Below are 14,947 nucleotides of genomic sequence, written 5' to 3' on the forward strand. Positions count from 1 at the left end.
GGCGGGTATCGTGCAGATGCTGTAATTTTTGCATGCCGATGCAGTATTTGGCGGAGATCAGTGCGGGATTGCACGTTGCAGACAGACGTCGCAGGATGCGCGGGAACAGCCGGGGGACGGAAGCAGGTGCAGCCAGACACGATACTAAGTCCGCGCGAACTGGAGATTGCCGAGAACTACGCCCGCGGGCAGACCTATCATGCAATTGCCGTGCGTCTGCATATTGCACCGTCAACGGTGCGCACACATCTTGCTGCGATCTACCGCAAGCTGGAAGTCTCCTCCAAGCTCGAACTGCATGCCCGCCTGGAAGGAGACAGTGCACCGGGCGATGCGCAGACGGACCATGCGGCTGTCATTTCCGAACTGGCGCTCAGCCTTGAAGAGGCTATCGGACGCGAGAGAGCTCTGAGCGAAGTCCTGCGGATCATCAGCCGTTCGCGAGGCGACACAGACGCCGTGATGGCCGCGATCCTGGGTCACGCACTGGAGCTGTGCGACGCGGAATTCGGGATCCTGTTCGAGTATCACGACGACCGGCAATTCTCGGCAAGGTTCACGCGTGGCATTCCGCAGGGCTTCCGGGACTGGCTCGATCGACAGGGTGTTTTCACGGTTGGCAAGGCAACCGGCCTTGGACGGATGGAAAAAGTGCAGGACGTCGTCAATATCGTCGATGTCCGGTCCGAAGAACTCTACAGAACGGACGACCCGCTGCGCCATGCAACAGCCGATCTCGGCGGCGCCCGCTCCTTTGTGGCAATCCCCATGCTGTCCGGCGACAGCCTGGTCGGAGCCTTCACCATCTACCGGCAGCAGGTCCGCCCTTTCAATGCGCAGGCAACAGCCCTTGCCCATACCTTTGCGGACCAGAGCGTCATCGCACTCGACAATGCGCGCATGATCAGCGAGTTAAGAGCGCTCGGCGGCAAGGCGTGACCACCAGTGCGAACTCAGCGGAGCCGAGGCTTTTCACTCGGCAGCTTCTCTGTGAGATGCATACTGCAGCCCCGCAATGACCCCGCGCAGTTCGGCAAGGCCTTTCAGACGCCCTATCGCGGGATAGCCGGGCTGCGCCCGGCGAGCCAGATCATCCAGAATGTCCTGTCCGTGATCAGGCCGGAAGGGGATCGACGTGTCGTCGCGGCCGCCTTGGCGGCGGTTTTCCTCTTCAGCGAGTACCGCCGCAATCAGAGCCGGCATGTCGACGTCGCCCCCGAGATGCTCCGATTCATGAAAAGAACCGAACACCGCGTCATGCTCTCGCGCAACATTGCGCAGATGCAGGAAGTGAACGTGGGCGCCGAGGCGCCGCATGATACCGGGAAGGTCGTTGTCGGCCCTGGCACCCAGTGATCCGGAGCAAAGGGTAATGCCGTTAGCCGGCAAATCAACTGACTTTACGAGGCGGTCGTAATCAGATTCCGTCGACATGATCCTCGGCAGGCCAAGGAGGCGGTAGGGCGGATCGTCCGGGTGGCAGCACAGCCGCAGACCGAGCGACTGCGTATGCGGCACGACAAGTTCCAGAAACGCGGCCTGGTGAGTGCAGAGCGCAGCATGATCAAACGGTTCATAGGCCGCCAGGTGGGATCGGATGTCGTCAAGCGTCAGTTGGTCGTTTCCTCCGGGGAGCCCGCAAATGACGTTGCTGACGAGGGAAGCCTTGAAGGTGTCGTCCGTTTCGGAGAAACGCTTGCGGGCGGCCTCGACCACCTCCTCGGGAAAATCGGATGAAGCGGCCTTTCGCCCAAGCAGAAAGAGGTCGAACATGACGAAGTCGACCAGATCGAACCGCATGCATGTCGCCCGGTTGGAGACCTGGTAAGCCAAGTCGGTCCGGGTCCAGTCAAGCAGAGGCATGAAGTTGTAGCAGACGACCTTGAGTCCAGCCTGCGCAAGGTTGGTCAGGCTGGTCTTGTAGGCCGCGACATGTTCACGCCAATTGCCAGTCTGTCTCTTGATGTCTTCGGAGACCGGCAAGCTTTCAACGACCTCCCACTCCAGCGGCTCGGGCAGATGCGCGGTCTGGTTCCGGATCGCGGCCTGCCGCCCTGTAATCTCCTCCGGCAACCACACGTCTCCCGGCGAAACATGGTGCAATGCCGTGACGATCCCGCGGGCTCCCGCCTGCGCGACATCATCCAGCGAGACCTGATCTGCCGGTCCGAACCATCTCCATGTTTCGCGCAAGCCGGTTCCCTCCTATACCGTTATCTCAACATGTAACGCATTTTTTGAAGGCTTGGCAGCCGCTTGTCAAATTTTTGTTGACTAGTATGGCAGTATGGCAGATAACCGACCTGGGAGGACACCTCGTGTTGAACGAAGTGAACATTGATACATGGCTTGACGATACGCTTGCGATTGCGCCGCAGGTGCGGCGCATATTGCGCGAACGGATCGTCAAGAATGACCTTCCAGCGGGCAGCAAGCTGTCCGAGGCAGAGATCGCCAAAAGCTATGGCATCAGCCGGCAACCGGTTCGCGAAGCGTTCATCAAGCTGGCCGAGGAGGGATTGCTCCTGATCCGGCCGCAACGCAGCACACTTGTCACCAAGATCGACTATCCGACCGTTCTGCAATCGCGGTTCGTTCGGGAGGCGGTCGAGGCCGACATCGTGCGATTGCTCGCACAGGATCCGAAGCCGGCCCTGGTAAAGGAATTGCGGTCGCAATTGCGGCATCAGGCCAAGATCGGAAAAGCGTCCTCAGCAGACTTCATCAACGAAGACGAAAAGTTCCACCGCACCCTCGCGGAGGCGGCCGGAAAGGACGTTGCCTGGCAGTTCGTGGAAGGACTGAAAAGCCAGATGGACCGGGTCCGGTTCCTCAGCTTCGAACTCTTTCCATTTGCCACGCTGATCGATCAGCATACCGCCATCGTCGATCAGATAGACGCGGGCAACCCGGATGCAGCCTCCCGGGCCATGCGCAAACATCTGAACGAGATCCTCAAGACTCTGCCCCAGATCATAGAGAGAAATCAGGTCTATTTCGATCGCTGCGAGGATCTGGCGACTGATGGATCATCATCCACAAGGGAGTGAGAGTCATGACAATCAGATTTGGCAAATTTCTCGCCGCCTGCCTCGTGTCACAGTTCGTGGCCGGCGCAGCAGTGGCGCAGGACACCACATTGAAACTGGGCCATCTGGCTAATGAACAGAACGCCTGGCACAAGGCGGCGGTCAAATTCGGCGAAGAGCTCTCCACCCTGACCGACGGGCGGATCGCGGTCGAAGTCTATCCGAACGAATCACTCGGCAAGGAAATCGACCTGATCAACGGCATGCAACTCGGCACGGTCGACATGACGATCACCGGAGAAAGCCTTCAGAACTGGGCGCCGATGGCCGCTCTTCTTGCCGTGCCTTATGCCTACGCTTCGACGGACCATATGGACGAGGTCGCCTCCGGGGAGATCGGCGACCAGATCGAGGCGCAGATCATCGAGAAGGCGCAGATCCGGCCGATTGCCTATTTTGCGCGCGGTCCGCGAAATCTCACATCGAACCGGGCCATCTCGGCTCCCGATCAGCTTGAAGGCCTGAAGATGCGCGTGCCCAACGTCCCGCTCTTCGTGGACGTCTGGAAGTCGCTTGGTGCCGCGCCGACTCCAATGGCCTTTTCCGAAGTGTTCACAAGTTTGCAGAACGGCACCATCGGGGCGCAGGAGAACCCGCTTGCGCTGATCCGCTCCGCCAATTTCAACGAGGTCCAGTCCCATGTGAACCTGACGCAGCATGTCCGGTCCTGGATTTACCTGACAATCGCCGAATCGACGTGGCAAGGCCTGAGCCCTGAAGACCAGGCCCACGTTCTTGAAGCGGCCAAGCGCGCCCAGGAGTTCGAGCGCGGCCTTCTTGAAATCAGCCTCGCCGAGGATCGTGCCTATCTGGAAGAAAACGGCATGACATTTGTCGAGGTGGACGGTGCTGCCTATGCGGCCGCAGCCAAAGACGCTGTTCTGGCCAACGTGAATGACGAGATCAAACCGATCGTGGAAAATCTCTTCAACAGCCAGAAGTAACTTCCTCCCCTAACTTGCCCGCCGTCCTGCAAAAAAGGCGGCGGGCCTTTCTTCAGGTCGGTTCATGAAGGTCATCTTGCAAGTCTATCGCGCGCTCGAGCTTCTCTGCCGGGCAGGCGTTCTCATCGCCTTCATGGTGCTGATCATAGCGGTCCTCACCCAGGTCCTGGGCCGTGCGATTGGCGATTCTCCGGTCTGGACGGAAGAACTCACCCGGTTTGCCCTGATCTACATGACTGCGCTCGGTGTCGGTCTCGGACTGATGAGCGGCGACCTTGTCAATGTTGATATCGTCTGCGACGCGCTGCCCGATCCGTGGCCTCGCGTCCTGAACGTTGTCGCGTCGCTGGCGACCGCATTTCTTGCAGCCATTCTCCTGCCGGGAGCCTGGAGATACGTTCAGATCGGATTTCTCCAGAAATCTCCCGCTATGGGCCTGCAGATGTCCTTTGTCCATTTCAGCGTGTTCCTGCTGTTTCTTCTGCTTCTTCTTTTTGCCGTGATGCGTGCCGTTCTCACGCTCCTGCATGTTGAAGTTTCCCACGCCAGGCAGGAGGTTTGACGTTGGAGGTATTTGTACTTTTCGCCGTCTTTGTCGGCTCGCTCGTGATCGGTATCCCCGTCGCCATCGCCCTTGGGCTTTCCTCTCTCAGCTATCTGCTGGTCTCGGGCATTCCGCTCGTGGTCGTGCCGCAGAAGGTCTATGCCGGCATCGATGTTTTCGTTCTGCTGAGCATTCCAGGTTTCATCCTGGCCGGAAACCTGATGAACAATGGCGGTATCACGGAACGGATCATCCGGTTCGCCAATGCGCTGGTCGGCTGGGTACGCGGGGGACTGGGCCTCACCAATATCGGCGCTTCAATGCTCTTTGGCGGCATCACCGGCACGGCTGTCGCGGATGCGGCGTCCATTGGCGGTGTCATGATCCCCGGCATGAAAAAAGCCGGTTACCCGGCAGACTTTTCTGCAGCCGTCACCGCGGCATCCTCCACCGTCGGGCCGATCATTCCTCCGAGCGTCCCGATGATCATTGTCGGCGCGCTCAGCGGCATCTCCGTCGGCCAGATGTTCATGGCCGGGGCTGTTCCGGGTTTGCTGATGGGCCTTGCAATGATGATCACCTGCTACGTGATTGCGCGGCGGAACAACTTTCCGAGGGAACCCTGGCGGGGCACCGGTGAACTTTTCCGCGCATTCGCAAGCGCCTTCTGGGCGATCGCGATGACAGGCATCATCATCTACGGTCTCCTGAGCGGCATCGCCACCCCGACGGAAACCGCGGTTGTCGCAAGCGTCTACGCTTTTGTCGTCGGCGCATTCGTTTACCGCGAACTGCCCTTGAAGAAAGTTCCGAAGATCATTGCGGACAGCGCCGTCTCAGCGGCCTCGATCCTGGCGCTGGTCGGTCTTGCAAACGTCTTCGGCTGGATACTCGTGTCGGAACGGATACCGCAGGCAATTGCGGGCACCGTGCTATCGATCACCGACAATCCCATACTTGTCGTCTTGATCATCAATCTGCTGCTGCTGTTTGTCGGCATGTTCATGGAAACGATTGCCGCGCTGATCATCCTGTTCGTTCCCCTCCTGTCGCTCGCGCAGGCTGTCGGCATCGAACCGCTGCACTTTGCAACCTTTGCCGTTTTGAACCTGATGATCGGACTGACAACCCCACCGGTCGGCGTCTGCCTGTTTGTTTGTGCCGGGATTGCCAGATTGCCGCTGTCGCCGGTGGTCAGGGCCATACTGCCCTTTCTCCTGAGCAACATCATCGTCCTCTTGCTCGTGTCCTTCATCCCGGCCCTGGCAACCTGGCTGCCAAATCTCATATTCGGATAGGAGCCGCCATGCTGTCCCGCGCCTGCATCCTGCATGGTGTCCACGACCTGCGGATCGAAACGCAACCGGAGCCGGAAACCGGGCCTGGTGACGTGAAAGTTGCCGTTCTGGCCGGCGGCATCTGCGGCTCCGACCTGCATTACTTTCATCATGGCGGCTTCGGTCCGGTCCGGGTCAGGGAACCGATTGCCATGGGACATGAAGCGGCCGGCCGCATCGTTGAAACCGGCAGCGAGGTCGATACAGTGCAGACCGGCGATCTCGTCGCCATCAACCCGAGCCAGCCTTGCGGACACTGTCTTTACTGCAAGGAGGGCAACCACGTTCATTGCCTTCACATGCGGTTCATGGGCTCCGCCTACCGGTTGCCGCATGAACAGGGCCTGTTCCGCGAAAGGATCGTGGTTCCCGCAAAACAGATCCAACCGATCGACAAAAATGTTCCTGTCCGTGCGGCTGCATGTGCCGAACCGCTTGCCGTCTGCCTTCATGCGCGCGCGCAAGCGCCGGATCTGAGAGGAAAACGCGTACTTGTTACCGGGGCAGGACCGATCGGGGCCCTCTGCGTTGCCGTGGCCCGCGACGCAGGAGCAACCGAAATCGTCGCGACGGATCTGCAGGAGATGCCTCTCCGCATCGCAGAACAGATGGGAGCGGGCAAGACCCTCAATCTGGCAGCGGATCGTGACGGTCTCGATCGCTACAAGGCGGACAAGGGACAGTTCGATGTCGCATTTGAGTGTTCCGCATCAGCCGCTGCAATCAGGGATGCGCTGCTCTGCCTCAGGCCGCGCGGTACATTGATCGCGGTCGGTGTTGCCGGGGATACACCCATGCCGCTCAACCTGATTGTCGGCAAGGAAATCGCAGTCAGGGGAACACACCGCTTTCACACGGAATTTGCCGCCGCCGTCCAGGCAATCAACAGCGGCGCGATAGATGTTGCACCGATCATCAGCCCCTCGTTCCCGATCGAAAGGGCGCCCGATGCGTTCAAACAGGCCGGCGACCGCGCCCACGCCATGAAGGTGCACATACTCTTCAATGGTTACATTGGTGAATGACCGCCAGGCTCCCGCATGCTGCTTGCGGACTTGAACCTGATCGCACCCGCACCGTGACAGGCAACTCTCCGGAGATGACTTGTGCCGCCCGGTGCCTATACTTTCGAGCGATCTGAACAGTCGCGGAAAGCGACAAGCCCGGGGGAAGCATCACATGGCAAGGAACATCACAACACGACAGGATTTTCTGGAGCACGTGGCCGGCAGGAGGCTGGTTCTCGGCGACAGCTGGGTGATCATAACGCCCCGGGGCGGCGTTGAAGGCGTAGGTCCCGACCGGAAGGCCATCACGGGAACATGGTCTTGGAGCGATACTTATTACTGCCGGACCATCTTTTTCGATGGAAAGGATCTTCCCGAGGATTTCCAGTCGGTTGCCGTCGAAGGAGACAAGGTCTCCTTCGTGCACGACCGGGGGCAGGGCGAGACGGTTACGTGGACCATCACCTGACAACCGCAGCTGAGGCAGCACCGAGCGAGTTTGTGCGACGTAGCAGAGAAACATCGCAGATGTCCTGCTGCGTCGCGCCCGTTTCCTTCGCGCCGGCTCGGTGGTGCGCAAGCCGTCCACGAGAACTGGTCCGTGATTTATCCCTTCCCAGCGATCTGAAAAGGGCTACCATCGGTCTTCAACGAACAGCGAGGGTGATGACGAATGAGCGACGGGTTTCACAGCTTGCAGCAGGCGGATCCGCTTTGCCGGATGAGCGCGGACGAGCTCGCGACCGCCTACCGGAAAGGCACCATCTCTCCCGTTGACGTGACCAGGGCGTGCCTTGCACGTGCCGAGGAGATCGATCCCGTCTTCAATGCCTTCACGTTCCTCGATCACGAGGGCGCGCTTGAAGCTGCAAAGGCATCCGAGGCCCGGTGGGCCGAGGGAACCCCCTTGTCGTCCGTTGATGGCGTTCCGGCCACCATCAAGGATATCGTTTGGGTGAAGGGCTGGCCTGCCCGCTTCGGCAGCCTTGTCACCAGTGATGCGCCTCTGGCGGAAGACGCACCAAGCGTGCGCCTGATGCGGGACGCGGGGATCGTCTTTCTCGGTCAGACGACGACGCCGGAGTTCGGCTGGAAGGCGGTCACGGACAGCAACGCCTTCGGGATCACGCGCAACCCCCACAATCCGGACATGACTTCAGGAGGTTCGTCGGGCGGCGCCGCGATCGCGGCGGCTCTCGGTTCGGGGGTCTTTCATCTTGGAACGGACGGCGGCGGATCAATCAGGATCCCTTCCTCCTTCTGCGGCATCACGGGGCTCAAGCCGACCTTCACCCGTGTGCCCGCTTATCCGGCCAGTCCGTTCGGAACCGTCGCCCATATCGGCCCGATGTGCCGCAACGCGCATGATACGGCTGCCATGCTGCGCGCAATGAGCGGGCGGGACCGGCGCGATTGGAACCAGGGAGAAGGCACTCTCGCCGCGCTCGAAGACCTGACCACGGCCATCGCGGACAGCCGCATCGGCTACTGGACCGCCCCGCCCGCAGGCAAACTCGATGCTGAAGTCGCTGCGCTTGTCGACATCCGGATGAGACAGCTGGAAGCGGCGGGGGCCATTGTCGAGCCATTCGACCTGCCCGCAAAGGACCTGCTTGAGATCTTTCATGTCCACTGGTTTACCGGTGCAGCAGCGCGCCTTGCGCCCTATGGTCCGGCCGAGCGCGAAAAGATCGATCCGGGTCTTTGCGAAATCGCACAAGCGGGCTCGGCCTATGACGCGAAAACGCTCGTTGCCGCCCAGGTGGAACGTGCCGAGTTCGGCGCAAGAATGGACTTGGCCCTTGCCGAATATGGTTTCATTCTTTCACCCGCTGTCACGGTTCCGGCTTTCGGAGCGGGACTTGAGGTTCCGGCGGATTCGGGTCTGAAGCGCTGGACAGAGTGGGCAAGTTTCAGCTTTCCGATCAACCTGACGCAGCAACCCGCGGGTGTTGTTCCCTGCGGCAAGACACAGGCCGGCCTGCCCGTCGGTCTCCAGATCATCGGCGCGCGCGGTCAGGATGCAAAAGTACTGGCGTTGATGGCGGCGATAGAAGGCATGGAAGGCGGAACTTAAGACGTGGTGCGAAAACAGCCCGGCTCCGGGCGTGCGGGCTGCGAAACGGTTCCGTAAACGGCAAGAAGAGCGCCGGCCATGTAAACGATCAGGCCAGTCAGTGTTTCGGCGGAGTAGTCAACGCGGCCTTCCAACAACTGCATCGAAAACACCATGACCGGGCCCAGGGCGGTCATGGCCGCTATAGTGGAGGGGTGTAACAGCGGGATTGCCTTTTGAACGAGATAAAGGGGAAACGCAATCACACCCAGTCCAACCAAAACCACTGCCGCAAGATCGACAGGTTCGGGCCGGACGCCTTTGTCATCCAAACCCAGTGCGTAGGCGGCAAGTGCAAGCAAAGTGTACAGAATGAAGCGCAGTCCGAATTGGGCCAGCGGACCAACGCCCTTTGTGCTTAGCCGCGCCGAAAAGAGAATGACATACGCGGTGCAAAGTCCGGACGTCGCAGAGAGAACCGCGCCGGCAAGACCGGCAAGCCAGTTGCCACGGACAAATCCCGAATAACCGAAGACAGTCACCACCCCGAGAAGCAGCAAGGACAGAAGGATCAATGCGTTTCCGGCCATTTCCGGTTTTTGACGCCTAGACGCTGCTTCGGGCAGCCCGCACCACCCGGCAATGACAGTGCAAAGCGGGACCATGCCCGAGAAAATCGTGAAGACAATGGCCGGTTCGATGAGCTGAATTGCGAAGAAATAAGTGCACCAGGTTGCCGCCGCCAGGATATTGAGGGTTGCCAGAATTCTCCAGGACCTGAATGACGCGACGAGTTCTCCCGCGCGAAAGAATGCGGTGATCAAGGTGCAGGCCAGAACGGAAATGCCGAATACGCAGGCGCCGACCAAAAACGAGTCAACCGTCTGGAAGACCGAACCAAGATAGACAGCCTGAAACGCCTCCAGCGTCACGAAGACAAGACAAAACGACAGTCCGAGTTTTGAAACCGATGCCACGCGCAACTCCAGTTGGTCGCCAGCTGCGCTCGAGCAAGACCTTTTCGGTTTGCGGCGACGCTGGATACTGTCCCTTTGCGCAACCAAAAATCATGATTTAAGCTATCAAAAAAGCGATTTTTCTTCGTTTATACATGAGTTCAGATTATGAAAAATATGCCTCGTTCACTGCCGTCACTCTCGCGCCTCAAACCCTTCGAAGCCGCTGCACGGCTTGAAAGTTTCTCGCGCGCGGCAGCGGAACTCGGCATGACTCAAACAGCCGTCAGCAAACAAATCGCGCTTCTGGAACAGGAACTCGGCGTGATGCTCTTCGAACGCCGAAATCGCGCCGTCTTTGTCACAAACGAAGGGCGGCGTCTCGGCCAGGTCGTTGGCACCGCGCTGTCGGACATCGCCGAGGAAATGGCACTGCTGCAGGGCTTGGGACGGCCCGAAGAACTGGTGCTGCATTGCCAGCTTTGCGAGGCCTTCTACTGGCTGATGCCACGCATTGCCGGCTTTCAGCAACGTCACCCGGGTGTCGAGTTGCGGATTGTCAGCTCGTTAAACCCGATCACCGAAGCAAAGGAACACTTTGATGCGGCCATGCAAACGTCGGGACGGCCCTCCGGCGCGGCGAAACTGGCATTCACGGCTTCCGATGACATCTTCCCGGTCTGTGCACCGTCCCTTTTGCAGGAGCCTGACCGCAAGCTGAAACCCGCCGAACTCGGATCGTATCCGCTATTGGCTCACCGGGTGGTCCCGCAAGACTGGATGGATTGGTCCGACTGGTTCGGCGCCGTCGCGGCGACCGCGCCCAGAAGACCTCGTCTTCTTCATTTTGACAGCTATCCGCTTGCGCTTCAGGCCGCGGTCGCAGGGCAAGGCATTGCGCTTGGCTGGAGACGAACCACGCAGATCATGATCGAGGAAAACAAGCTCATCAGACCTTGCGAGGAGTTTGTTTCGCGACCGACGGAAATTTCGGTGTATCGTGGCACCGCGCGCGCATTGCATCCAGACACCGACAAATTGCTGGAATGGCTTTCTGTCGAGCTTGCCTGAACAAGAACCGGGCATCGGACCGGGACGCGCACCGGAAACCGGCATCATTTGATTAGTGAGCCATGATGACCCTGGCGGCAACATTCCAGACGGATCCAGATCCGGAGTTCAAACGTCCGCGATTGTTTCGACACGCCGTTGATCTTGGTCTTGTGAGAACACTTGCCGCGCGGGTGCAGGACGCGGCAGCTGCACGTGGCTGGCTCGACCGGCACGGGCGCGCCAAACCGCACATACACGGCACCAGGCTCACGGCAGACGACCCTGGCTACGTGTCGTTTCTGGCCGAGGTTCTTGCGTTTGAAGAGGTCGCCGCACTTCGTTCCGATCCAGGCCTGACAGATGCACTCAGACGCATCAGTGGCCACGATTTGAAAGCTCTTCAGGCCGATGTCTGCAGGATGACCTTTCCCGGAGAAACACAAGGTACGGCGGCGCATCAGGATGCGTGGTACTGCCAAGCACCCGGTCTGTGGATCGCCTGGCTTCCGCTCGTTCCCTGTCCGCGGCGGCTCGGGAGCCTCGAAGTCGCGGACCGGGAAACGGAACTGCTGCCTCATGACGAGACCGGTTTGAGCGGAGACATATCGTGCGACTGGGGCGCCGTGCCCTGCTCTCCGGGAGACGTTCTTTTGTTTTCGGGACTAACCCCGCACAGGAGCCTGCCGAACCGGAGCGCCGACCGTCCAAGGCTGTCGCTTGACCTGCGCTTTGGCTTGCCGACAGGATGAGACCCGGATGAGCCTTCTCCTCTGGAACCATCAGGTAACCGCCCGGCACTACCGTCTTTTCACCGACCGGCATGACCGATACCGGATTGCAGCGAAAGCACTGGTTCAGGCGGCTGCCGTTGCACCTGGGCATCGGGTTTTGGATATTGCCGCAGGTATCGGCTGCACTGCGCTGGCTTGCCTGGAACAGCTGGGCGACGGAGACGTGGTCACGGCTGTTGAGGCATCGGATGCCATGCGGCAGGAAGGCTCGGCCCGAACGCGGGACCGTCCGATCACCTGGCACACCGCGCCTCCCAAGGGGCAGCAGTACGACCGGGTGATTTGCGGCGCCGCGATATGGGCCCTCGGACCGGTCAGCGAGGTGATCGGATGGATGGCGCAACATGTTGCGCCCTCGGGTGTTCTCGCGGTCTCCCTGCCAGCTGCCTATCTGGGTGAGGCTGACGCACCAGGCGGCGGCAGCGATCCCCGGCTCATCGCGCTGACGGAAGCACTTGCCGGACTTGACCTCGGCAACCCGACAGCAACCGCACTGACGCCCCTCACAGAAGCATCGCTGACCCAGGCGTTTCGCGACCACGGGTTCTTCCTGTCGCGGTCAAGCATCCGGCTGCGGCTCACGCAGGATGCCTATCGCGACTGGCTGGCGCTGCCGCCGGTGAACGAGACACTGCTTGGAAAAGTCTCGCCGGAGGAGCGGCCGGCGCTTCTCGCCCGGTGTTCAGACGGTCTCGACATGTCCTCCTGGCGCTGGGAAACCTGGGCCTTATGTGCCGGAACCCGGGTTACACGATGATCGGGTTCAGTGACGGCGCCGCCATCAGATGCCCGGGAGCGGGAATATTCGTGCCCCCGACAACCGGACCGACCGGAACGTAAGGCGGCGCGAACGAGGGAACCGGACCGTACCCGAGAACATTCATGACCTGCGCAGCGGCGAGCCACGTCGATGCTCCGATCGCCAGTCCCGAGGCCACGCGGTTGATGAACGCCGTCTCAGAGCTCAATGGTGCGGGCAGCGCCTGGGTGATGGTGTCGGCCAGTTCGGTGGCGAGGATAAGCTTGGAAACCCGGTTCGAGACACAGCCGATGAGCGGCGACGGAACGTTGGGCATGGGAGGAGCGCTGGGTCCCGGAAAGGCGGCGAAGGCCGGATACCATGGCAGACCCGGCACGGTGACCCCGTTCTGCCAAAGGAAAAAATTGTCGGAAAACCCCTCTGCGATCCCGTTGGCCATGTCCCGCGCAAGACCGGACAGCGACTGGATCTTCGGATGGATGCGAATCTGGGACTCCAGTTCCGGACCGTCGAGACAGCCCGGTGTGCCGATGGCGCTGACCGCCATGACATTCAGATCGGAGAAATGTGCACTGAGCTTCCACATGTCGACCGCCTGTTTGACTGCAGGCTTGATCGCATCGATGACCGCAGCCTGATCGGCGGTGGTAAACGACGCGGTTGGCGCGCTGCTGCCGCCTGATGATCCGGACGTGATCGAGGACATCTGTTCGACCATCATGACAGCTTGCGCCTGGGCCGCGTTGGCACCGGCGTTGCCGACTTTCGCGACGTTTCCGGCAACCTTGCTGACGTTGGACTCCACGAACTTCGCGGTATTGGCCGCGCCCTGACCTGCCTTGCCCGCCGTCTTGGCTGCAAGCCCGGCCGCATGCTGCGCGGTCTTTTGGGCCGCCCCGGATGCCTTCCCGGCGGTTTCGGTGGCCATATGGGTTACTTTTGTGGCTGCTTTCGAAACAGTGTCGATCTGCTGGCTGGCCTTTTTGGCAACCGATTTTGCGGTCTGACCCGCAAACTCTGCAGCATGTTTAGAAACTCTGGTACGACGCAAACTGCGAATCATTGTTCAAGTCTCCTTAAAAATATTCCTAACCGGTTTTGGAATTCCGGCTTGCCCATGCGGCATTGTGCCGGGCCTTCCAGCGCACCAGTCCGGCAATCTCAGCCTTGAGGTGCGGCGCGTAGTTGAAGAAATTCTTTTCGAGCGCCGGATCGCATCCAAGATCCGGACCGGGCGCTGCCGGAATCCGCGCGGGATCGAGCCACCAGCCGGTGAACCCGTATTCGAGGTGGTGGCGGTCGTAGATCGCCGTTCCGGGGAACGGCACAAGCACGCCGAAATTGTTGAAGAAATCCGTTATTGGCGCCAACTGCATCATCAGGGCGCGCGTGTTGGCAAGTTCTTCCAGGCCCTCTTCGGGAAAGCCGAACATGAAGTTCACGATTGTCGTCATTCCCGCAGCCTTTGCAGCCTCGACTGCCGTCACGATGCGTTCCGGCGTCTGTCCTTTTCTGATCGCGCGCAGAATGCTCTTGTCACCGCTTTCAATGCCGAAGTTGATCGCGACGCATCCGGCGCGGCGCATGCGGTCAAGATCCCTGGGAAGCACCATGTTGCCAGGGGTGATGCAGGTCCAGGTCATGCCCGCAAGATCCGGTTCCGCCAGAATGGCGTCGCACAGTGCCTCAAGGCGCGGGCGGCGGGCAGTAAAGGCGTCATCCCAAAAGGGCACATGGTCGAGGCCGAACCGGCGCCGCAGTGTCAGCAATTCCGCGACGACGTTCTGCGGGCTCCGCCATCGATAGGCGCGGCCGGTGACGTAATTGGCGCAAAAGGTGCAGCGTGCCGGACACCCGCGGCTGGTGACGATGCCGCCTGCAACGGCGTCTTCGTCCGTGGTTCCGGCCGCAACATGGGGAAAGGGCAAGCCATCGAGATCTTCGATCGTGCCGTAGGGCGGTCCATGTCCGGTCCGCGTGTGCAGCCCCGGTATGGTGTCGAAGCTGCCGCCCCTGTCAAGCGTCTCGGCAATGGCAAGGATTGCGTGCTCTCCCTCTCCGCTCAGCGACAGATCGAAACCGTGCGACAAGGGTTCGTCCGGCAGCACCGTCGGGTGCGGTCCACCAGCAATCAAAACCACGCCGTCATCCTGAAGCAAAGCCGCCAGTCTGTATCCGGACAGGGCGTTGTAGGTGAAGAGGGTCATTCCGACGAGGTCGGGGCGAAAGCTGCAAACCTCTTCGGTCAGACGAATTCGAGCTTCTGCTTCGCTCAAATTGGCCAGGTCGAGGCAACGCACCGTGTGCCCGGCTGAAAGCAGCACCGCCGCGATGTATTGCTGGCCGAGATACGGCGCATTCATCGGTTGCGGCAGCGGAGGCAGAACCAACAATGCTCGAACCATGCCAA

The 14,947-nt window shown here is 60.3% G+C and carries 15 protein-coding genes; 11 read left to right on the forward strand and 4 right to left on the reverse strand.

Features of this window, described 5'->3' with window-relative positions; all coding sequences use genetic code 11:
- Positions 1–75 precede the first annotated feature (75 nt).
- A complete protein-coding gene (locus tag RDA78_RS03595; RefSeq protein WP_434053996.1) occupies positions 76–939 on the forward strand; it encodes a LuxR C-terminal-related transcriptional regulator in 864 nt (287 codons plus the stop codon).
- Positions 940–972: 33 nt separating this feature from the next.
- Here the strand turns inward: RDA78_RS03595 and uxuA are convergent, their stop codons facing one another.
- Positions 973–2,193 (reverse strand): mannonate dehydratase, encoded by a 1,221-nt coding sequence (gene uxuA / locus RDA78_RS03600; RefSeq protein ID WP_434053997.1) that lies wholly within the window; start codon positions 2,191–2,193, stop codon positions 973–975.
- Positions 2,194–2,318: 125 nt separating this feature from the next.
- Here uxuA and RDA78_RS03605 point away from each other — a divergent pair, with 125 nt between their 5' ends.
- From RDA78_RS03605 to RDA78_RS03635, 7 genes are all read left to right on the forward strand, one after another.
- Positions 2,319–3,050: a GntR family transcriptional regulator gene (locus RDA78_RS03605; protein ID WP_434053998.1), complete on the forward strand. Its 732-nt coding sequence runs from the start codon at positions 2,319–2,321 to the stop codon at positions 3,048–3,050.
- A gap of 5 nt (positions 3,051–3,055) precedes the next feature.
- Complete coding sequence (locus RDA78_RS03610) at positions 3,056–4,033, forward strand: TRAP transporter substrate-binding protein (RefSeq protein WP_434053999.1); 978 nt, start codon at positions 3,056–3,058, stop codon at positions 4,031–4,033.
- Positions 4,034–4,097: 64 nt separating this feature from the next.
- Positions 4,098–4,595, forward strand: a complete 498-nt coding sequence (locus RDA78_RS03615; protein WP_434054000.1) for a TRAP transporter small permease — start codon at positions 4,098–4,100, stop codon at positions 4,593–4,595.
- A gap of 2 nt (positions 4,596–4,597) precedes the next feature.
- The gene (locus tag RDA78_RS03620; RefSeq protein WP_434054001.1) at positions 4,598–5,875 is read left to right on the forward strand and encodes a TRAP transporter large permease; all 1,278 of its coding nucleotides are present in this window, start codon (positions 4,598–4,600) and stop codon (positions 5,873–5,875) included.
- A gap of 8 nt (positions 5,876–5,883) precedes the next feature.
- Positions 5,884–6,939, forward strand: a complete 1,056-nt coding sequence (locus tag RDA78_RS03625; protein WP_434054002.1) for an L-idonate 5-dehydrogenase — start codon at positions 5,884–5,886, stop codon at positions 6,937–6,939.
- A gap of 154 nt (positions 6,940–7,093) precedes the next feature.
- The gene (locus RDA78_RS03630) at positions 7,094–7,390 is read left to right on the forward strand and encodes a hypothetical protein (RefSeq protein ID WP_434054003.1); all 297 of its coding nucleotides are present in this window, start codon (positions 7,094–7,096) and stop codon (positions 7,388–7,390) included.
- Positions 7,391–7,594: 204 nt separating this feature from the next.
- Entirely contained in the window at positions 7,595–8,998 is a 1,404-nt protein-coding gene (locus RDA78_RS03635; RefSeq protein ID WP_434054004.1) for an amidase, read from the forward strand.
- Here RDA78_RS03635 and RDA78_RS03640 read toward each other — a convergent pair.
- Positions 8,995–9,954, reverse strand: coding sequence for a hypothetical protein (locus tag RDA78_RS03640; protein ID WP_434054005.1), 960 nt, complete (start codon positions 9,952–9,954; stop codon positions 8,995–8,997). The genes RDA78_RS03635 and RDA78_RS03640 overlap by 4 nt on opposite strands.
- Before the next feature lie 147 nt (positions 9,955–10,101).
- On the opposite strand from RDA78_RS03640, the gene RDA78_RS03645 reads away from it, so the two are divergent.
- The 3 genes from RDA78_RS03645 to RDA78_RS03655 all read left to right on the forward strand — a co-directional run bounded on the left by RDA78_RS03645 (position 10,102) and on the right by RDA78_RS03655 (position 12,534).
- Positions 10,102–11,004, forward strand: coding sequence for a LysR substrate-binding domain-containing protein (locus RDA78_RS03645; protein WP_434054006.1), 903 nt, complete (start codon positions 10,102–10,104; stop codon positions 11,002–11,004).
- A gap of 65 nt (positions 11,005–11,069) precedes the next feature.
- A complete protein-coding gene (locus tag RDA78_RS03650; RefSeq protein ID WP_434054007.1) occupies positions 11,070–11,735 on the forward strand; it encodes a phytanoyl-CoA dioxygenase family protein in 666 nt (221 codons plus the stop codon).
- A gap of 7 nt (positions 11,736–11,742) precedes the next feature.
- Positions 11,743–12,534 (forward strand): class I SAM-dependent methyltransferase, encoded by a 792-nt coding sequence (locus RDA78_RS03655; protein WP_434054008.1) that lies wholly within the window; start codon positions 11,743–11,745, stop codon positions 12,532–12,534.
- On the opposite strand, the gene RDA78_RS03660 is transcribed toward RDA78_RS03655, so the two are convergent.
- Together RDA78_RS03660 and RDA78_RS03665 are read right to left on the reverse strand one after the other, a co-directional pair.
- Positions 12,524–13,465, reverse strand: coding sequence for a hypothetical protein (locus tag RDA78_RS03660; RefSeq protein ID WP_434054009.1), 942 nt, complete (start codon positions 13,463–13,465; stop codon positions 12,524–12,526). The genes RDA78_RS03655 and RDA78_RS03660 overlap by 11 nt on opposite strands.
- Positions 13,466–13,625: 160 nt before the next feature.
- Entirely contained in the window at positions 13,626–14,942 is a 1,317-nt protein-coding gene (locus RDA78_RS03665) for a B12-binding domain-containing radical SAM protein (protein ID WP_434054010.1), read from the reverse strand.
- Positions 14,943–14,947: the final 5 nt, after the last annotated feature.

The sequence above is a fragment of the Roseibium sp. genome (assembly GCF_051016195.1).
Classification (GTDB): Bacteria; Pseudomonadota; Alphaproteobacteria; order Rhizobiales; family Stappiaceae; genus Roseibium.